Here is a 19,175-nt window from a genome sequence, read left to right on the forward strand (position 1 = left end):
CCGAGGAGTCCATGGCAAGCCTGAGTGAATTGGTCAAAGAACTACGCGAGAAAACCGGTGCCGGCATCTTGGATTGTCAGAAGGCACTGACGGAAAACGGCAACGATGTGGAGAAGGCGGTCGACTTCCTTCGTCAGAAGGGCTTGGCGGCCGCCCAGAAGAAGGCGGGACGGGAAACCAACCAGGGTCTCATCCACGCCTACATCCATGCGGGTGGAAAGATCGGCGTGCTCATCGAAGTCAATTGTGAAACCGACTTCGTGGCCCGCAACGAGGAATTCAAGTCCTTCGTGAACGACCTGGCCCTTCAGGTCGCCGCCGCCACCCCGGCGCACGTGCGCCGGGAAGACATTGCGGCCGACGTGGTCGCGAAGGAACGGGCCATCTATGAGGCCCAGGCCAAGGAGATGGGCAAGCCGCCCGCCGCCTGGCCAAAGATCGTCGAGGGCAAGCTCGAAAAGTTCTACCAAGAGAGCTGTCTGCTCGAACAGGCGTTCATCAAGGACCCGTCCGTCACCATTAAAGACCTGTTGTCCCAAAAGATCGCGAAGATCGGCGAGAACATGAACATCCGCCGATTCACGCGCTACCAACTAGGCCAAGCATGAGCTCTGCCAAATACCGGCGCATTCTGCTGAAAGTCAGCGGAGAAATGCTGGCCGGTGAGCAGGGTTACGGCATCCAACCCTCGATCCTCGAAGGACTCGCGGAAGAAATCTCCGACGTCGTCGCGATGGACGTGGAAGTAGCGGTCGTCATCGGCGGCGGCAATATCTTCCGCGGGATCGCGGCGAGCGCGCGGGGTATGGAGCGGGCCTCGGCCGATTACATGGGCATGTTGGCGACGGTGCTGAACGCATTGGCGCTGCAGAACGCCCTCGAACGCAAAGGCGTCAGCACGAGGGTCCAGTCGGCCATCGAAATGCGTCAGTTGGCCGAAGGGTACATTCGACGCCGCGCCATCCGACATCTCGAAAAAAAGCGCGTGGTGATCTTCGCCGGCGGGACCGGCAACCCCTATTTCTCCACCGACACCGCCGCATCTTTGCGGGCCATGGAAATCGGGGCCGAAGTCATCATGAAGGGGACCAAAGTCGACGGGATCTACGACAGTGACCCGGTGAAGAATCCCCAAGCCAAGATGTACTCCGAAATTCCGTTCATTTCGATCCTGAACCAAAATCTCAAAGTTATGGACTCCACCGCGATCAGCCTCTGCATGGACAACCGCCTCCCTTTGATTGTGTTTAATCTGAAAGAAAAGGGGAACTTCAAGCGAGTAGTCCAGGGGGATCAGATCGGCACGGTCGTAACCGTCGGAAGCCGGTAGGGAGAGCGAAGCATGTCGACAGCGCAGGCGGTAAAGCAGAAAGTCACGGACAAGATGGAGCATGGGCTGGAGCATCTCAAGCGCGATCTCGCAGGGCTCCGGACAGGGCGCGCCTCTGTGGCATTGCTGGACGGCATCAAGGTGGACTATTACGGCACTCCGACGCCGCTGAAGCAGGTCGCGAACATCGGGACGCCCGAAGCCCGCCTCATCACCGTGCAACCGTGGGAACAAAATCTCATTAAGGAAGTCGAGAAGGCGATTATGGCCTCCGACCTTGGGCTGACTCCGTCGAATGACGGCAAGCTGATCCGGATTCCACTGCCCCCGCTGACCGAGGAACGGCGCAAGGAACTCATCAAGGTCTGCAAAAAGCACGGAGAAGATGTAAAAGTGCAGATCCGTGCGTTCCGCCGCGACGGCAACGATGAGTTGAAGAAGCTCCAGAAGGACAGCAAGCTGACCGAAGACGAACTCCGCAAGGCCGAAGCCGAAATCCAAAAGCTGACCGATCAGTACGTCCAGAAGGTCGACGACGTGCTGAAGAAAAAGGAAGGCGAGATCCTGGAAGTTTAGCCCTTATTCCGCTGCGACGAGCTGCGTGCATAACTCTGCCCATCCCTTTCCCACGTTCACCTGCATCGATCTCCGTGCCCTCGCGCATAACCTCACCCAGGTCCGGTCGCGCATTCCGGCTGCCTGTGGCATCCTCGCCGTCGTCAAGGCCAACGCCTATGGGCATGGCGCGGTCCCGATTACAAATGCCCTCCGGCAGTTCGGCATTGCGCAATTCGGTGTCGCCACAGTCGACGAAGGTGCCGCCCTCCGCGCCGCCGGCGTCGATGCATCGATTCTCGTCATGGGTGCTGTCACCGCAGGGGAATTTCCGGATCTCATCAGCGCCAAGCTGACTCCGGTTCTTTACCGTTCCGAGCTGGTGCAGCGGTTCGCAGCGGAGGTTGATCGACTCACACCCGGCAGCACCGCTTACCCTGTCCACCTCAAAGTCGATACGGGCATGGGACGGCTCGGCATCACCCTGCAAGAACTCGCGGAGACGGTCGCTTCGCCGGCCCTCCTCAGGGGGACATTACGCCTCGAAGGCATCATGAGCCACCTGGCCGACGCGGACAATCAGGACCCCACGTACACCCAGAGCCAGATCCATGAATTCGATGAAGCCATACGCCTTCTGACACGCGAAGGTCGATTGCCCGAGCTCGTCCATTTGGCCAACAGCGCAGGGATCCTGCTTCATCCCTCGTCCCACCACCGGCTCGTACGGCCTGGGATCATGCTCTACGGCTACCACACACTTCCGGCCCTCCCCTCCGGCGTGACGTTGCGGCCGGTCCTCTCGTGGCAGACCACCGTAGCCCACCTTCGCACCGTCGAGGCGGGAGCCAGCGTCAGCTACAACCGCACGTTCGTGGCAACGCGGCGGTCCCGTATCGCAGTCCTGCCGGTCGGGTATGCGGACGGCTATAACCGGCTTCTGTCCAATCGCGGCCGAGTGTTAGTGCGGGGACGGCGGGCTTCGGTCGTCGGCCGGGTCTGTATGGACATGACCATGATCGACGTCACCGATTGTCCGGGTGCGGCGATCGGCGATCCGGTGGTCCTGATCGGTCGTCAGGAGCAGGAGGGCATCTCGGCTGAGGAAATGGCCGGTTGGCTGCAAACGATCCCCTACGAGGTGCTTTGCGCCATCGGCACCAGGGTCCCGCGTATCTATCAACCGGCCGATCCCGCTTCCGCTCAGTGACCGTACCAATCGCAATCTTCATTGTGGCTTCGTAGGGTCTTCCCTATAATGGTCTGACCAAGCACGAATACCTACTCCGGGAGTTCGATGGTGACTGCGGTCTATCACGTCAGGGATTCAATTCTCGGCTACCTCCTGGTGGTGCAGGAGTTCACCCTTCTTTGTGTGCACACGCTCATCAACCTGGTCCGGCCGCCGTTCTACCTGCGCGAAACGATCATCCAGATGGATCGAATCGGCGTTGGGTCGCTCTTCATCGTCGTGCTGACCGGTATCTTCACGGGCATGGTGCTGGCCCTGCAGGGCGCCGTCCAGCTGGAACCCTATGGAGCGACGATCTATGTCTCCCGCCTGATCAGCACCTCGGTCGTGCGTGAATTGGGCCCGGTCCTCGCCGCGCTGATGATCGCGGGACGGGTCGGCACCGGCATCGCGTCCGAGTTGGCCTCAATGACGGTCACGGAACAAATCGACGCCTTGCGCGCCGAAGGTACCGACCCGGTGCACAAGCTCGCCACCACGCGCTTGATCGCCTGCCTCGTGATGATTCCCCTCCTCACCATCATCGCCGACGGTGTCGCGATGTTCGGAGGATGGCTCGTCGCGCGGCTCTATCTCGGCATCGACTCCTACTTCTATTGGACGTGGGCCTTCGAAGCCCTCCGCCAACGCGACCTCGTCCTGGGGCTCCTCAAGCCGGCGATGTTCGGCTTCCTCATCGCCATGGTCGGCTGCTACGCGGGCTTCTCGACGAAGGGCGGCACGGTCGGGGTCGGCATCTCCACGACGCAATCGATGGTGTCGTCCTCGATCCTGATCTTGGCGACGGACTTCTTCATCACCAAACTCTTCATGGCGATTTCGTGACAGGACAGAGAAGGCCACGACCATGATCGCGCTGGAGAACGTCTTTCTGACCTTGGGGAACAAGCGAATATTGGAAGAGGTGTCGTTTCAGGTCGCACCGGGTGAAACCAAAGTCATCCTCGGCGGCAGCGGCTCGGGGAAGACGACGATCCTTCGCCTGATCCTCGGTCTCCACAAGCCGGAAAGCGGCTCGATTCAAGTGGCAGGCGAAGAAATCTCCAGGCTCCACGATCGCGAGCTCCCCCACATCCGCCGGCAGATGGCGATGGTGTTCCAAGGTGCGGCCCTGTTCGACTCCCTTACCGTGCGGGAGAACGTCGGCTACCGGCTCTGGGAGCACCAGCTGGCCTCGGATGAGCAAATCGAGTCGACCGTGCGGGAAAGCCTGCAATTTGTCGGACTGGAAGACACGATCGACAAGATGCCTGCCGACTTGAGCGGCGGGATGCGAAAGCGCGTCGGGATTGCTCGAGCCCTGGCCAGCGGCGCCTCGATCCTCTTGTACGACGAACCGACTGCAGGCCTCGATCCGATGAACTCCTTCTCGATCGGTCGGCTGGTGTTGAAGCTCAAGGACAAGGGCGTCACACAAGTCATCGTCACCCACGACCTCGAATTGGCGTTTCGTGTCGCGGACCGCATCATCATGATTCAACGGGGCCGAATCGCATTTCAGGGGACGCCCAAAGACCTGTCCGGGCGGGAAGATCCGGCCATTCGCGGGTTCCTCGACCCGGCATCGCTCTCGCCGGACCAATGGGACGCGCTGGCCAAACGCGGGAAGGGATAGAAACCGACGATGAGACAATCCCAATTAGGTTGGTCGCAAGTCAAGATCGGCCTGCTGGTCGTGGTCGCCCTCTCCATCCTCGCCTACATGATTCTCAACCTTGAGGAAGGCATGGGGCTGATCCAGCACAAAACCAAGTTCCGCGCGCTGGTCCCCCATACGCAGGGGCTGAAGATCGGCGGCCCGGTGCGGATGAACGGCGTGGACATCGGCAATATCCACGGCATCGCGATTTCCGGCGAGACTGCTCAGGTGGAGATCAAGTTCACGGTGCAGCAAGCGGCAGCAATTCACATTCGGCAGGACGCGGCCATCCATATTCGCGCCCTCGGCCTGCTCGGCGACAAATTCCTGGAGATCGCCCCCGGCAGCCCGAATCAGCCGCCGCTCCCCCCCAACAGCGTCATCGTGGGCCAGCCCGAAACCGACATGACGGACCTCGCCGCCACCGCCTCGGTCACCATCGAGAAGGTCAATGCGGCGCTCGAACAGATTCAATTGGCCCTCAAGGCCATCACCCAGGGCCAGGGCACCACGGGCAAGCTCGTCAATGACCCAGAACTGTTCGACAGATCGAAAGAAGTCCTGGGCAAGATCGATCGCGCTTCGGATAAGGGGCTCGCGCTGCTGGAGAAGGTGGAAAAAGGCGAGGGCACGGTCGGCAAACTGATGACCGACAAGGATCTCTATGCCAGGGCCGCCACGGCCGTCCGGGAACTACAAGAATTGACCAAGAAGCTGAACAATCAGAACGGGACCCTGGCCAAATTGGCCGACCCCGACCTCTACAATAAGCTCGACCGCCTGTCTAACCGAGGCGAAACGTTGCTTGCGAAAATCGAGCATGGTGAAGGAACCGTCGGCAAGCTCGTTACCAACGACGAACTTTATGTGCGGACCGACAAACTGCTCACAGAGATCGAACAATTCGTGGCGGAAGTGAAGAAGAATCCCAAGAAATACCTCAAGCTCTCGGTGTTCTAGCCATCCCCGGCGCATCCCCCTTGCCTTGGCCCAGCGAATATTGGATAGTCGGTTCATGGGTTCTCGTCGTTTCCACGCTTGCCTCCTCCCCCTACTCAGCGCCTGTGTCGTACTCGGGCTGGGCATGGCCTCGGAAACAGCCTCGGCTGGTCAATCCGCGCAACCCACGCCCCCCCCATCCGGCATGGCGGTCCACATTCCCTTTTCTGCCGATGCCATCGGACAGTATTACGAACAGGTCCACGATGAGCTGTCCGAACGACGGGCGAACGGAAACGAGTGGATCACGCTGGGCGGCGGCACCGGCTTTCTCAAATATCGTCTTTGGCCGGGCGATCACGAGCACTCGCTGTCCGCGGCCTCTGTACGCACACAATCGGTACTCCCGTTCGGGGTCGAATATGCCAAGAAGGTGAAGGGCACCATCACCAAACTGGCGACCTGCGGCCTCGAATCTCCCGCGACGGGAGCCGGTCGGTTGTCGGTCAGCATGGAAACCCGCTTCGGGTACGGCCGAAGCTACCAACTCCTTCCCTCCACCAATATCGCGTCCGTCGAACCGAAAGGCTCCTGCCTCATGCAGGAGCGGACCGTGGACGCCACGCCGCTGATGCTGCAGGTCTATCGCAGCGAGCTGCAGCAAGCATTGCCTATGGCCGACCAAAAGGCCAAACAGGCCCTCTCGCTGAAAGCAGCCATGGTCGAGGTGTGGCGGGATTTGCATGAACCACTGCTATTGGATGAAGCCGCCTCCCTCTGGCTCCTTGTGCATCCGGAAGCCGTCGGTTCCGGAGCGGTCCAGCCGACGCCCACGACCCTCACTGCCGGGTTCGGCATTACCGCCCATCCGGCCGTCGTACGTGGTGCCAAGCCGGCTGTTCCCCTACGTCCGCTGCCTGAACTCGGCGACGGCGGCGCACCCGATGGATTCCGAGTCACATTCGATGCCGCGATCCCAATGGAAGAAGCCAATCAGCGGTTGCGCGAGGCCGTGGTGGGACAAGAATGGTCGCTGGGGGTGGGAATGGTCCGAATCGCCGATGCGAAACTCTATCCGGCCGGTGAACAGGCCGCGGTAGAACTCGTGTTGCGCGGCTTGCTTCCCTACACGGTCGTGCTGAAGGGCACCCCCGAGTATGACGAGGCGGCGGGACAGATCCTCTTTAAGCGCTTCGACTATCAGATCAAGGAGCGGACCGGGGTTACGGACTTTGCCGAAGCCTATCTCCACGACACGCTGCGCGACCTGCTGGCGCAGCATGTCACAGTTCCAGTCCGAGATGAGTTGGACGCGATGCGGGGACAGGTTGAGAAGGGGTTGAACCGGCCGCTGAAAGGCGGGCGATTACGAGGCAGGGTGGAGGAACTGACCCTGAAGAGCCTGGCGTTTCATCCCGAGGGACTGTCCGCCTCGTTTAAGATCGCGGGGGAACTGCACTACGACGTCACGGCGAGCCAGGCAACCCCTTGAGGCGTACCGGCTAGACTTTAAGTTTCCGCTTCAGCCGCTTTTCGACGCTCGCCACTTTCGACCCCAGCCGACCCTTGGCGCCTTTGCGCGCATCCACCTTGATCGTGCAGGAGATGCGGCCGCAGTCCTTCCGCATCCGCTCATAACACTTCTTCACGACGGCGAACACTTCGTCCCATTCGCCTTCGAGTACCGTCCCCATCGGGTTGAGCCGGTAATCGACCCCGCTCTTGTCGATGATGTCCAACGAACGGGACACATACTTCCCGACACTTTCACCCTTTCCCAACGGCGACATGCTGAATTCCAGTAATACCATAGTCGAAGACTCCTCGGAGCTGATCGCTGTGTAGCCGGCGGCCGATAGCCGCCTTCTTAGGATTCGCGCTTCTCCCCCGCTGCCACGCCGGCCCGCTGATCGAGCCAGACTTTCGGATATTGCACCTTGCCCAGCAGACGGAACCCGTCCAACGCCTCGCGCAGCAGCGCGCGCCGCTTCTCGGCGTCCGGTTCGTTCTTCTTCGCCTGCTCCCGCAACTGACTGAGCCAATCGATGAACGCCGCAAACTCGGCGTCGAAGATCCGCTCCATATCTTCCTTCATGAACCCGGACAATGCCGGCGCCTGTCCGCTCGTGCTGATCGCCACGCGGAGATGCCCGCAGTTCACGACCGCCGGCATGACGACGTTGGAATATTCCGGCATGTCGACCGACCAGAGCAGGAACTTCTGTTCTCGGGCCATCGCGATCAACGCCTGGCCCATCTCACGATCCCCTCGCAGGGCGTTCAACACCAGAATCGCACTTTCGACGTCGGTCGCACGGAAATGCCGGCCCCGATGGATGATCTTGGCGGAGGCCGCCAGCCGCCGCAGCGGTTCGATGAGCGAAGGGCTGATGACCGTCACCTTGGCGCCCGATTCAAGCAGCCGCTGCGTTTTCTCGGCGGCTTCTTCATCGCCACCGATCACCACTACCGGCCATCCGCGTACGTCGAGCGAGATCTGAAATCCTGGATTAGCAGCCATGATCGTGTTCCTCCAACAGCGGTTGCGAAAACGGAAGGCGTATCATACAACAGCCCTTTTCCCAGCGTAAACCCGCCGAGCCGGTTCCCCTTTGACCGGAGCCCTGGGTATAATGCCGGGGTTTGAGCGGACTGCGCGCCGCGAGGCGTTCACCAAAGGAGCACATCTTGGCAGGATATACAGGACGATCGATACTGATGGCGGGCGGCATCATCGGGCTGGCGGCCCTCGCCGCCTATTTCGGCATCGCACATATCGGGGAGCCGGACCAGGGCGGCGGCTCGATCGCCGGCCAGGTGCGGATCGCCCCGGAACTGGCCTCGCAGCTCAAGCCGACCGACGTCCTGTTCGTGATTGTGCGCCGCCCATCCGGTCCGCCGCGGCCGATCGCGGCCAAACGGTTCGACCAACCCAAGTTCCCGGTGTCGTTCGAAATCACCGGCGACGATGTGATGGTCAAGGGAACGGAACTGAAAGGGATGGTGGATGTGATTGCCCGTGTCGACCGAGACGGCCAAGCCGGCCAACCCCAACCGGGTGACATGGAAGGCCGCTACGACAAGAACCCAACCCTACCGGGCGGCAAAGACGTGAACATTACGATCGACAAGGTCTACTAGCGGAACCACGTGCACCAGCACATGCTCTGGATTGAGATCGAGGGCCAGTCCGAAACCAGACAGGTCAAACGAAAACATCCCGACTCACCCAGTGCCTATTAGGGGCCGGAGGGGTCCGCGTCGAGCTCCATGTTCCAGTACAAATAGTCACGCCAGCTTTCCGGCGTATTCCGGATGCCGATCGTAATCGTGACCGTGGGGCTCCAGCGCGGCTTCACGGGTTTCTTGATCAACCGCATGTTGGCTTCGTCGGGCGTCCGCCCGCTCTTCCGGTTGTTGCAGCGCCAGCAGGCCGTCACGATGTTCTCCCAGGTCTTGCGGCCGCCCTTGGCGATCGGCACGACGTGGTCGAAGGTCAACTCTTCCGTGCGGAACTTGTGATTGCAGTATTGGCAGCTATAGCCGTCACGGGTAAAGATGTTGATGCGCGAAAACTTGACGGCGCGGTGGCTGTCCTTCAGCTTGACCAGCTTGAGCAACCGCATAACGGACGGAAGTTTGATGGAAATCGAAATGCCGTGGACTTCGCGATCGTAGACTTCGAGAACTTCGACTTTCCCCTGCCAGAGCAGCGTGATCGCCTTCTGCCAGTGGAGGACGCGCAGCGGTTCATAGGTCGAGTTGAGCAACAAGGTCATTTCCATAGTAGCTCCGACGGTCTCCTATGCGTGCACTTATGATAAGGATAGCAAAATGCCGACGACAGACTCCTTTCCCATGATTCTATGCCATATGCGACCAATGAAATCAAGCATTTGAGGCCGGCCGGCCTTGATGTTACGCAGACTTGAGCCGCGCGCACCCACAGCGAGAGGCACACACAATCACATGGAATCGCCGCCACAATACGTCACGATCGCAAAGGTAGGAGACATCCCGCCCGGGACTTGCCGAACGGTGGATGTACAGGGGATCTTCCTGGCTCTTTGTAACGTCGAAGGAACTTATCGAGTCGTCGACAACACCTGCCCGCACGCGGGGGGCCCCTTAGGCGAAGGGCAGTTGCAGGGGGAACTCCTGGTCTGTCCCTGGCACGGTTGGCGATTCAATGTGCGAACGGGCGAACGGCAGGAGAATCCGGAGATCCGCGTGCCGGTGATCGAGGTGCGAGTCTTAGGAGAAGAGATTCAGGTGAAGGTGCCGCTTACGTTGTAGGCGGCAGCGGCGGGGAATTGGGTTTGGAGGGGTCGGGACGACGCTCGGGAGGACCTTCCGGCATCAACCCGTCGGCCGGCAGCGAAGCGGCGTTCACGCGCTTGCTTTCCAAATCCACGTGCCAGATGAACTCCCGCTCGAACCACTGATTCGTCCCCTGCTCGCGCATGTTGATCCGAATCTCGTAGCGCTGCCCATCCTGCTTGATGACGCGCCATTCGCCCAACCGCAAGCCAAGCCCCCGTGCTTTTTGAATCCGCACCCGCTCGTTGAAGGCTTGAAGAATCGTGGGATAGCCGGCCGCGCGGTGCGTCTGCACCAGCGCCAACGCTTCCGCAGCCCGAGGATCGGTCACGGGGTTGATGCTCGGCGGCGTCAGCCACAGGTAGATCAACACGCCGGCCGCAAGCAAAACCAGCACTCCGTAATGAATCGCTTTGCTCATGGATTGGAAAAGATAGAATGGGTTCGCCGATGATCGATGCTCGTAATCATAAAAGGGGCCGGCGGCACTGTCAACGGAGCCGGCTTGCGCCCGTCATCGAAGGCCCGACCGTCCCTGCGGCCTTGACAACGCCGCGCGGGGCTATGCTACAAGTATCGACCACTGCCATTTATGATTGAGGGAGCAGTACGTCCCGATGAAATTTTTCTTCTACGCCGACAATTTGAACCCGACCCAACTCAAGCGTCGCGCCCCCGAACACAAGTTTCTGTTCAACGCCTATCTTCCGGACCACTCGATCCAGTTTTGCCGGTGGTCCACCCAGTGGCGTTGCGGACTCGCCAGCGTGATTCCCTCGCCGGGCGAGAAGGTCTGGGGCTCGGTCTTCGAGATCACCGACGAAGATTTGAAGATCCTCGACGAGTTCGAAAACGATGTGCCGCAGGGCGCCTATCGCCACCTGCCCGTCACGGTCATTACTGAGGACAACGAAAAGATCCTCGTCACGACCCATGCCGCCAACCCTATCGGGAAGTTCAAGCCCAAGCAGCACTACCTGGACTGGGTGATGAAGGGGCTCAAGCAGTGGAAGCTCCCCCAGGAATGCATCGAACAGTGGGGTTTGTACAGCCCGAAGTAACCCAGCAAGAACGTATGGCTGCTAGCCTATCGAAAATGGCAGGAGCCTGAGTCCCGGTTTCCTGTCACGTGCCATACGCCATCAGCTCTTTATCAAGGAGAGACCATGCCGAAGCCGAAATATCATATCCTCGTCTGCACCAACGCCCGTCCCCCCGGCCATCCGAAGCCCTCTTGCGGCGGCCAGGGATCGGCACAGCTCCTCATGGCCTTCAACATGGGTCTGATGCAGCGCGGTATCATGCCCGGTGAAGTGTTGGTCACAGGCTCCTCCTGCCTCGGCCCCTGCGAACAGGGACCGACGGTGGTCGTCTACCCGGACAATACCTGGTACTCGAAGGTCACGGAAGCCGATGTCGCCACCATCCTCGATGAACACATCAAGGGCGGTAAGCCGGCAGCGAAGCTCAATCCGGACGGAGTCTGGAAGTAGTCCCGAATTCTTCCATTTCTTTGAGGATACTCAAAACGGCTGCTATCTCACCCGCCCAGCCCCGGCGCGCCGGGACGCGCCATTCCGCAAGCAAGACCGCAGGCGCGAGGCGAGTTGAGTCGTGGGCGGCAGCTGGATAGTTTCGAATCCTGGCTGCATTTTCATCATCCGATCAACATGAGCACGCCAAGTCACAAAGAACACAAACACCACGCCCCTCGCTCCATCGGCTGCATGGTCATCACCTGCAGCGACACGCGCACGCCTGAAACCGACACGAGCGGGCAGCTGATCCACAAACTGCTTAAGGAACAGGGTCACAGCGTCGCGGCCTATCACCTGGTAAAGGACGAACCGGCGCAGATCAAGGACCGGATTGCCGAAGGGTTGGCGAACGGCGCGGTGCAGGCCATCATCATCAACGGCGGCACCGGGATCTCGCGGCGGGATTCCACGTTTGAAGCAGTCGATGCGATGTTGGAAAAACGGCTGGACGGATTCGGCGAAGTCTTCCGCTACCTGACCTATCAGGAAATCGGCTCACCGGCCATCATGAGCCGCGCCACCGCCGGCATCATCAAGGGCCGCGTCCTCTTCTCCACTCCAGGCTCGGAAAACGCCGTCCGCCTCGCGATGGAAAAACTCATCCTCCCCGAACTCGGTCACCTCGTCAAAGAACTGAGCAAGTAAGCGTGAAGCGCCCCTCGTAAGGCGCATCCCGTAGGGGCAGGGCTCAGCATGCCGCAATCAGCCGTCAGCACATCACTCCCATGAACGCCGAGCGACATCCCCTCTGACCATACGTTATACGCCATAGGCTGTGCGCCATCCACCCTCAGCCATTCGCGTCCCCACTCGACTTACATTTCACGAGACACGCTCCGAGTTCTCACCCGCCCAGCCCCGGCGCGCCAAGACACGCCTCACCACGCCAAGGCCGCAGGCGAGCGCTTGAGTATCCGAAAAGGATGATCAAAATGGTCACCCAACGAGGCCCCAGGAAGCACGGCGACTGAGGCGTACCCTCTGGGATACGTCGCAGGGAGACGTGCGACCGAGAACAAAGTTGGGGACCATTTTCATCATCCGTCAATCCTGGCTGATTTTTGGTTCGGAATACTTTACCTCCGTCGAAATCTTCGACTGCGCATAGCGCTTGTAGTGCGCCAAGAGGTCGCGAACGGAAACCATGCCGACGACGCTGCCGTTCTTGGTCACGGCCAGATGCCGCACGTTGAGATCGCCCATCATGTCCTGCGCTTCGTCGACGGTGCTGTCGCTTTCGATGGAGCAGAGCGGCGTGGTCATGATGTCTTCCACCGTCATCTTCGCGACGTTCTTATCGGTGCCGAGCGCTTTGCGGACCAAGTCGGTATCGGTGATGATGCCGATATGCGCCTTGCCCTTCTTGATCAACAGCGAGCTGACCTTCGCGGTACGCATCGTCTTGGCTGCGCTCCGGATCGAGGTGGCGGGCCCCACGCTTTTGGGATTCTTCGTCATGATCTGCGAAACCATCGGCATATGCAGTCCCCTTTCTATGGATCGGTAAGAGATGAAACCGGCCTCCCGTATGAGCACACAACATTTGTCAGCTCATGTTCAAACTGAGCTTATGGCAAATCTTCTCTAGTCTGTTCAACAGACTAGCACGATCTTACCAAAAAACTGTCTATTAAGGAGATACTCTTGCGCCGCTTTCGCTTCCTGCAGCGGAAACGCGCGATCGATGACAGGCTTCAACTTGCCATCTCCGACCAATTTGGCCGCCTTGAGCAGCTCCGCTCTGGTTCCCATGTACGATCCCTTGATCGTGAGCTGTCGAGAGTACACGTACCGGAGATCCAACTTCACCTCCGCTCCGGTCGTGGCACCACAGGTGACCAGCCGCCCGCCCTTCGCCAGCGAATCGATGCATTGTGCCCAGACCTCCGGACCGATATGTTCCAGCACGACATCGACGCCGCGCTTCTGCGTCAACTCGCGCACCCGGTGGTTCACCTGCTCCCGCCCATGATGAATCACCTCGTCCGCCCCGATCGCCTTGGCCTTGGCAATCTTGTCGTCGCTGCCCACGCTCGTGATGACCCGGGCACCGGCCAGCTTTGCCATCTGAATCGCAATGTGGCCGACCCCGCTTCCCGCTCCCATGATCAACACCGTCTCACCGACTTGCACGTGGGCCAGGGCAAACAGCATGTGCCAGGCCGTCACCGACACCAGGGGAAAGGCAGCCGCCTGCTCGAAGCTCAGCGAACCGGGAATCGGAAATACGTTGCGCGCCGGCACCTTGACCAATTCGGCATAGCCGCCGTGACACATCGCGCCGATCAAACCATAGGAGCGGCAACGGTTGTCCTCCCCGGCCAGACATTGTTCGCAGCGGCCGCAACTCACACCGGGCGACACAAACACCCGCTCGCCCACCGCGACGTCCCGCACCTGTGAACCCACTTGCTCGATGATCCCGGCGATATCGGATCCCGACACATGCGGCAACGGCATCGGATAGGCCGGGCTCCCCTGCCTGATCCAAATATCGAGGTGATTGAGGGCGCAGGCCTTCACCCGCACCAGCACCTCATCCGCCCCCACGACCGGGTCCGGCATACTCTGATACTGCAACTTCCCCGGTCCACCATGTTCGTGAAACACAACAGCGTTCATAGGTCCTCAGACATTAGGTGACACATACGAAGGCACAAGCTCGTAATTCTGACATTAAACTCTTTCATTCATTCAGGGCTCACTCGACGCGTAACAGGACGATCAGAACGCCAGATAACGAGGCCACGAGGAACAGGGCGACTGAGGCGTACCATTTTCACCTGCTAACCACTTACCCCATGCACAGCGGAGATAGTGAACGCGGCGGGTGGCAGCGAGGTGGGCGCCAGGTCCCGCCCGTAGCGGGGTCCCTACACCCGGCGGGGCGCGAGGACAGATCGGGCTCCTCGCTGACAGGACCCGCCGTCGCTCAAAACGACAAACTCCCCTCGACGAGCATAACCGCCTGCCCTCCCACCGTCACTCCCTGTATCGCATCGTCCTCGGACATCACGCGGATGAAGATGCGCGACGGCCGCTCGATCTCGTACCCCTGCTCGGAGGTAATGTCGCTGATTTCTCCCACGTCCACCGCACCATGTTGCACCAAGTAGGCGCCGAGCGCCCCGCTCGCGCTCCCGGTCGCGGGGTCTTCCACGATCCCGATCAGCGGCGCGAACATCCGCGTATGGACGTGCGAGGATTGCTCCACCGTCATCGTCGTGAACACCATCATGCCGTTCGCCCCGAAGCGCTGGCAGAGTTCGGCCACGGCCGACACGTCCGGGACGATCTGCCTCACCGCCGTGAGCGTCCGCACCGGCACGATCATCACCGGCAAGCCGGTCGAAACGACCTGCACCGGGAAATGGGTCTCCGTGATGAGCGACTTGTTGATGCCGAGCGCGCGCGCGATGTGGAACAGGTCCTCCGGCATCTCCACCACGTCGAGAAACTGCGGGGCCGGCTGCGACATCACCACCCGGTCGATCTCGCCCTTGTGCGAATGGACCTCCACGGGAAACAGGCCCAAATTGCACTCCTGCAGCAGCCGCGTGATCGGCTCAAGCAGGTTCACGCGCTTCAAAGTCCCGAGCACGAAGAAGGTGCCGATGACCGGATGCCCCGCGAAGGGAATTTCCTGCGTCGGCGTGAAAATGCGGATCTTGACCACGGCCGCGGGATCGGTAGGCGGGAAGACGAACACGGTTTCAGAGAGATTCATCTCCCTGGCGATTTGCTGAAGCTCGTCGTCGGAGAGGCCATCGGCGTCGGGAAAGACCGCCACCGGATTGCCGCCGAACGGTTGATTGGTGAATACGTCCGCTTGATAAAACTGCAGAGTCCGCTTGCCGCCCATTGCCCCTCCCTCTGATGGCGCCTAGCGGCATGTTGCGCCGAGCGAGCCGTTTTTTCAAGATGGCCGGGGTATGGATTCGTAGGCCTGCCTCATCGGATGGCGCACATATTCCTCGACGTAATACTGCAGCGAGCCGTTGCGGTAGAGCTGCTGGTTGGCGAAGCGGGTGTCGATCTTGTGGAGCACCTTCACCTTGACGCCCGTCTTCTTGGTGAACTGTTCGAGCGTCACCCCGGTGATGTCGCTGTAGGGCCCGCGCCCGGACTGCATCACGCACTTCGGCACGTGAATCACCTTCTGCCCCGTGAGGCGCTTGGCGATATCGTCGAAGGTCAGCAACACCGTGCAGTCGGAGTCGCCGCGCAGCATCGCGTTGGGCACGTAAAGGAATTTGGCCCGATTCTTCCGGCCGACGCTCAGGATCTTGTAGACGCTCCAGGCCGTCACCACCGTGTCCTTCTTCTCCAATTCAAGCGAGTCGAAGAGACTCAAGATGCGCCTGCGACTCAGGAACGCCGTAGTGTAGGCCTCGGTGTGAATGGTCTGGAGGTTGGGAAGCGCCGCGTCATAGATCCTCACGGCCTCGTCCGCCAGATGCCGCCTCCCCTGGCGCATGAGGTCGGCCGTCTCGTCCCGCAGCCCTCTCACCGGAGTCAGGGTCCCCATCCAGAGCACGCATTGTTGGTTGATGGCCGAGATGGTCTTCGCATCCTTGGACATCGTGTCGGCGTCGAAGCTGTAGAAGTTCGCGGAGGACACGGCCGGCCCATCCAGCACCTTCATCACGTGTTTGACCGAAGGCGCATGCGGCATCAGCCGCTGCCGATAGTCGCTCAACGTGATGACGGACAGCTCGAAGTTGATGCGCCCCGGATACTGCATCGCCAGCTGGTGAATCTTCGGCACATGGACATATCCGACCGTGAAGAATTGGATATTCTTGTCGGTGTACTTCAGGAAGTCCTCGACCCACTCCATCGCCTTGGGATGGAGAAAGAGGTCGGTCCATTCCATGTATTCGTTGCCGCCAAGGCACCAAAACTGTTTCGGATCGGTCGGTTTGTTGCTGATGTAGTCGAGAATGAACTTCCAATCCTCGAGTGAGGTTTTCGGAGGATCGAGTGTTTCGCGGTAGGAATGGTCGAGTTCGTAACAAAATTCGCACTTCACCGGGCAGTCACGCCCGAGGGACAGAGGGATCTTGCCCGCGTCCATTTCGCGGATCAGTACCTGACGATAGTTTGCGCGATCCTTGAAGATCATCTGGGGCTGGAGCAATGGCAAATCCCCAGTCATGGAGCCTCCGGTATCAGTGGAGGCGGAAGTCTACTCCTTTGCGGCAAGGCAGTCGAGAGGGGGAAAAAATACGGCAACCTACGGAGCCGGTGAGGCAGCGAGAGGAGCGAACGGATGGCGAGATCAGGCGCAGAGTGCTGAAACAGCGTGGAGTTCTTGATATAGAATGCAGGCATGGACGAGACGGACGAAACCTTAGCCAAGGCGCTGGCGCTCTTTGACCTGCCCCTGCCGGTCACCCGGGATCAACTCGATCGCAAGCACCGCGAACTACTCCGTATCTGGGACCCGCACCGCCTAGCCAACCAGACGAATAACCCCAAGAAATACATGCAGATGGTGAAGAAGGGGGAAGCGATGGTTCGCGAAATCGAGGAAGCGTATGCGCTGCTAACAGTGCAGGTCGTTCGTGAAGCGTGAAGCGTCGTTCGCAGGATTCTCTCGACGAGATACGTCCACGGTGTGGCTTACGCTTCTCCCACACCGTGGCTGACCACGCGGCTCATCCCCTCCTTCCCATCCTCCCCGTCCCCCATCGCGACCGGCCAGGTCACGAGACCCGACACGCTGTCGGAGGCACCGACCTTCGTCGCCGCATAGATCTGCGGCAGTTTGTTCGTGCCGTACTTGGAGATGTAGAGGAAGACATGCTCGCGGGCATTGACCCGCACCGCCCAGGGATGGAAGTCGTTCTTGTAGAACTCTTCGCAGAGCTGCATCGCGTCCAGACAGGAAATCCCGACCGGCTCGTTCAGCGTATAGTAGTAATCCAGCGGCAGGTCGTACTCCTCCTGCTTATGGATCGTGATGCCGAATTTTTCCGGATTGCGCACCATCGGCGTGTGGCGGTAGGCCACGAAATAAAACAGCTCGACCGAATGGATGACCGGCTGATTGTCGATGACGAACTGCCGCGTCTCCAGCGCCTCATCGCGCGTCTCGCCGGGGAACCCGTAGAACGCCATCACGTGGTTCCAGATCCCCGCCTTGGCCGCCTGATGCAGATTGTTCTGGATCACGCTCTTCCGCGCATGTTTGTCCATGAGATTCAGCACGCGCTCGTTCGCCGACTCCATGCCGTAGTACAACGTGCAGCAGCCGGCCTTGGCCGCCAGATCCCAGATGGCCTGATCCTGTAAGGTCTCCTCGAAGCGGATCAGGGTCGTCCATTTGATGCCGACGTTCTGGTCCACGAGCATCTGCGAGACCTTCTTGAACAACGCCGGCGGATAGGACTCGTCGGAGAAGAGGAAATGCCGGCAGTTGTACTTGTCGCGCAGCGCCACGATCTGCTCCACCACATGGTGGGCCGGCATGCCGCGATATTGATCGAAGTAGCCCTGCCCGTGGTCGCAAAACGTGCAGCGGCCCCAGTAGCAGCCACGCGTCGCGAGGTAGGGAATGATCCGTTCCGGCACGAAGTAGTGATCCAGCGGCAACCCGTCGAAATCCGGGAGCGGCAGCGCCTGGGTCTTCTCGGTGTAGACCTCAGGGTTCAGATGCACGCCGGTTTCGTCCCGGTGCATGAGGTTCGGCACCTGGTTCATCGTCCGGTCGCCGTTCAACGCCTCGATCAGCCAGAGCAACGCATGCTCGCCTTCATACAGAATCGCGCTATCGAACACTTCGGTGAAGAACCGTTCATGCTTCGGCAGTTCTTCCTGCAATCTGGTGATCACGTTGCCGCCCACCACCACATGGATATGCGGGAAGCTCTCCTTGATCATCCTGCAGAACGTCAGGCCCGCCATGAGCTGCATCTGCGTGCCGATCGACATGCCGATCACTTCAGGCTTTTCCTTCGCCACGGCCGGCAACACGAGCTGGTTGCAAATGTCGCGGTAGACGTTCACTTGCTCGTCTTCCAAACAGGCGAACACTTCCTGGGAGACACCGGGCCGGTACCCGAGGTTGCTCTCCATCGGATAGAAGACCAACGAGGCCGGGAAATAGGCGGCGGAAATATACTGCATCACCTCGCGGAAGGTATTCAGCGCCCACTCGAGCTGGTCCGCCTCGTAGAAGGCCTGTCCTCGCACAATGCCCTTGGCCCGCTCGGCCCGCTCGGCCAGGTCGAAGACTTCCACATGTGCGAAATGTTCCAGGCAGGCCTTCTGCGCCGCTTCTTGTTCAGACAGTTCCCTGGAGGTCTCCGCCGACTCCAACGCCTTCAGCTGCATCCCCTGCCTGGCCTTGGCCCAGATCAGGAAATCGACGCTGAAGAAGTGGTCATACATCTCGATGTTCACGTCCTTCTGCACGACCTGGTGGCCGGCCTGACGCAACACCGAGGTCAGGGACGGCAGCGCGAGGTAGGGCGCCGTCGGCACCCACTCGGGCGGGAACAGCAGCATCACCTTCCGCTTGCGCGTGTCGAGATTCGTCTGCTGCGGTGAAGCCTTTATTTGGACCAGTTCACTCATTGTAGGAGAACGAACCTTGGT

At 60.1% G+C, this 19,175-nt stretch carries 23 protein-coding genes; 14 read left to right on the forward strand and 9 right to left on the reverse strand.

The window, feature by feature from the left end; all coding sequences use genetic code 11:
• Window positions 1–11 precede the first annotated feature (11 nt).
• The 8 genes from tsf to KF814_01920 all read left to right on the forward strand — a co-directional run bounded on the left by tsf (window position 12) and on the right by KF814_01920 (window position 7,207).
• Window positions 12–608, forward strand: a complete 597-nt coding sequence (gene tsf, locus KF814_01885) for a translation elongation factor Ts (GenBank protein MBX3234877.1) — start codon at window positions 12–14, stop codon at window positions 606–608.
• Window positions 605–1,330, forward strand: coding sequence for a UMP kinase (gene pyrH / locus KF814_01890; protein MBX3234878.1), 726 nt, complete (start codon window positions 605–607; stop codon window positions 1,328–1,330). The genes tsf and pyrH overlap by 4 nt, the downstream gene beginning before the upstream one ends.
• Before the next feature lie 12 nt (window positions 1,331–1,342).
• Window positions 1,343–1,906, forward strand: a complete 564-nt coding sequence (frr, locus tag KF814_01895) for a ribosome recycling factor (protein ID MBX3234879.1) — start codon at window positions 1,343–1,345, stop codon at window positions 1,904–1,906.
• 25 nt (window positions 1,907–1,931) lie between these two features.
• Window positions 1,932–3,095, forward strand: a complete 1,164-nt coding sequence (gene alr, locus KF814_01900) for an alanine racemase (protein ID MBX3234880.1) — start codon at window positions 1,932–1,934, stop codon at window positions 3,093–3,095.
• Window positions 3,096–3,182: 87 nt separating this feature from the next.
• Entirely contained in the window at window positions 3,183–3,962 is a 780-nt protein-coding gene (locus tag KF814_01905; protein MBX3234881.1) for an ABC transporter permease, read from the forward strand.
• A 22-nt stretch (window positions 3,963–3,984) separates the two neighbouring features.
• Entirely contained in the window at window positions 3,985–4,752 is a 768-nt protein-coding gene (locus tag KF814_01910; protein MBX3234882.1) for an ATP-binding cassette domain-containing protein, read from the forward strand.
• A gap of 9 nt (window positions 4,753–4,761) precedes the next feature.
• The gene (locus KF814_01915) at window positions 4,762–5,736 is read left to right on the forward strand and encodes an MCE family protein (GenBank protein MBX3234883.1); all 975 of its coding nucleotides are present in this window, start codon (window positions 4,762–4,764) and stop codon (window positions 5,734–5,736) included.
• A gap of 55 nt (window positions 5,737–5,791) precedes the next feature.
• Complete coding sequence (locus KF814_01920) at window positions 5,792–7,207, forward strand: DUF4403 family protein (GenBank protein ID MBX3234884.1); 1,416 nt, start codon at window positions 5,792–5,794, stop codon at window positions 7,205–7,207.
• A gap of 10 nt (window positions 7,208–7,217) precedes the next feature.
• Here the strand turns inward: KF814_01920 and KF814_01925 are convergent, their stop codons facing one another.
• On the reverse strand, window positions 7,218–7,526 hold the full coding sequence (locus KF814_01925) for an MTH1187 family thiamine-binding protein (GenBank protein ID MBX3234885.1): 309 nt from the start codon (window positions 7,524–7,526) through the stop codon (window positions 7,218–7,220).
• A gap of 56 nt (window positions 7,527–7,582) precedes the next feature.
• Complete coding sequence (locus KF814_01930) at window positions 7,583–8,236, reverse strand: bifunctional precorrin-2 dehydrogenase/sirohydrochlorin ferrochelatase (GenBank protein MBX3234886.1); 654 nt, start codon at window positions 8,234–8,236, stop codon at window positions 7,583–7,585.
• Window positions 8,237–8,403: 167 nt separating this feature from the next.
• Here KF814_01930 and KF814_01935 point away from each other — a divergent pair, with 167 nt between their 5' ends.
• Window positions 8,404–8,856 (forward strand): hypothetical protein, encoded by a 453-nt coding sequence (locus tag KF814_01935; GenBank protein ID MBX3234887.1) that lies wholly within the window; start codon window positions 8,404–8,406, stop codon window positions 8,854–8,856.
• A gap of 98 nt (window positions 8,857–8,954) precedes the next feature.
• Here the strand turns inward: KF814_01935 and KF814_01940 are convergent, their stop codons facing one another.
• Entirely contained in the window at window positions 8,955–9,500 is a 546-nt protein-coding gene (locus KF814_01940; GenBank protein ID MBX3234888.1) for an HNH endonuclease, read from the reverse strand.
• A 184-nt stretch (window positions 9,501–9,684) separates the two neighbouring features.
• Between KF814_01940 and KF814_01945 the strand changes: the two genes are divergently transcribed.
• The gene (locus tag KF814_01945; GenBank protein MBX3234889.1) at window positions 9,685–10,011 is read left to right on the forward strand and encodes a Rieske (2Fe-2S) protein; all 327 of its coding nucleotides are present in this window, start codon (window positions 9,685–9,687) and stop codon (window positions 10,009–10,011) included.
• On the opposite strand, the gene KF814_01950 is transcribed toward KF814_01945, so the two are convergent.
• The gene (locus tag KF814_01950) at window positions 10,001–10,456 is read right to left on the reverse strand and encodes a hypothetical protein (GenBank protein ID MBX3234890.1); all 456 of its coding nucleotides are present in this window, start codon (window positions 10,454–10,456) and stop codon (window positions 10,001–10,003) included. The genes KF814_01945 and KF814_01950 overlap by 11 nt on opposite strands.
• A gap of 196 nt (window positions 10,457–10,652) precedes the next feature.
• Here KF814_01950 and KF814_01955 point away from each other — a divergent pair, with 196 nt between their 5' ends.
• From KF814_01955 to KF814_01965, 3 genes are all read left to right on the forward strand, one after another.
• Complete coding sequence (locus KF814_01955; protein ID MBX3234891.1) at window positions 10,653–11,096, forward strand: gamma-glutamylcyclotransferase; 444 nt, start codon at window positions 10,653–10,655, stop codon at window positions 11,094–11,096.
• A 105-nt stretch (window positions 11,097–11,201) separates the two neighbouring features.
• A complete protein-coding gene (locus KF814_01960) occupies window positions 11,202–11,528 on the forward strand; it encodes a (2Fe-2S) ferredoxin domain-containing protein (GenBank protein MBX3234892.1) in 327 nt (108 codons plus the stop codon).
• A 177-nt stretch (window positions 11,529–11,705) separates the two neighbouring features.
• Complete coding sequence (locus KF814_01965; protein MBX3234893.1) at window positions 11,706–12,218, forward strand: MogA/MoaB family molybdenum cofactor biosynthesis protein; 513 nt, start codon at window positions 11,706–11,708, stop codon at window positions 12,216–12,218.
• Window positions 12,219–12,617: 399 nt separating this feature from the next.
• Here the strand turns inward: KF814_01965 and KF814_01970 are convergent, their stop codons facing one another.
• From KF814_01970 to KF814_01985, 4 genes are all read right to left on the reverse strand, one after another.
• Window positions 12,618–13,052, reverse strand: a complete 435-nt coding sequence (locus tag KF814_01970; GenBank protein ID MBX3234894.1) for a CBS domain-containing protein — start codon at window positions 13,050–13,052, stop codon at window positions 12,618–12,620.
• A 114-nt stretch (window positions 13,053–13,166) separates the two neighbouring features.
• Window positions 13,167–14,195: a zinc-binding dehydrogenase gene (locus KF814_01975; GenBank protein ID MBX3234895.1), complete on the reverse strand. Its 1,029-nt coding sequence runs from the start codon at window positions 14,193–14,195 to the stop codon at window positions 13,167–13,169.
• 310 nt (window positions 14,196–14,505) lie between these two features.
• Entirely contained in the window at window positions 14,506–15,435 is a 930-nt protein-coding gene (locus tag KF814_01980) for a PhzF family phenazine biosynthesis protein (GenBank protein ID MBX3234896.1), read from the reverse strand.
• 54 nt (window positions 15,436–15,489) lie between these two features.
• Window positions 15,490–16,731 carry a hypothetical protein gene (locus KF814_01985; protein MBX3234897.1) on the reverse strand — a complete coding sequence of 414 codons (1,242 nt, stop codon included), beginning with the start codon at window positions 16,729–16,731 and terminating at the stop codon, window positions 15,490–15,492.
• Window positions 16,732–16,905: 174 nt separating this feature from the next.
• On the opposite strand from KF814_01985, the gene KF814_01990 reads away from it, so the two are divergent.
• On the forward strand, window positions 16,906–17,151 hold the full coding sequence (locus tag KF814_01990) for a hypothetical protein (GenBank protein MBX3234898.1): 246 nt from the start codon (window positions 16,906–16,908) through the stop codon (window positions 17,149–17,151).
• 47 nt (window positions 17,152–17,198) lie between these two features.
• Here KF814_01990 and KF814_01995 read toward each other — a convergent pair whose 3' ends face one another.
• Complete coding sequence (locus tag KF814_01995) at window positions 17,199–19,154, reverse strand: radical SAM protein (GenBank protein ID MBX3234899.1); 1,956 nt, start codon at window positions 19,152–19,154, stop codon at window positions 17,199–17,201.
• Window positions 19,155–19,175 lie beyond the last annotated feature (21 nt).

The organism is Nitrospiraceae bacterium (genome assembly GCA_019637075.1).
GTDB lineage: Bacteria > Nitrospirota > Nitrospiria > Nitrospirales > Nitrospiraceae > JAHBWI01.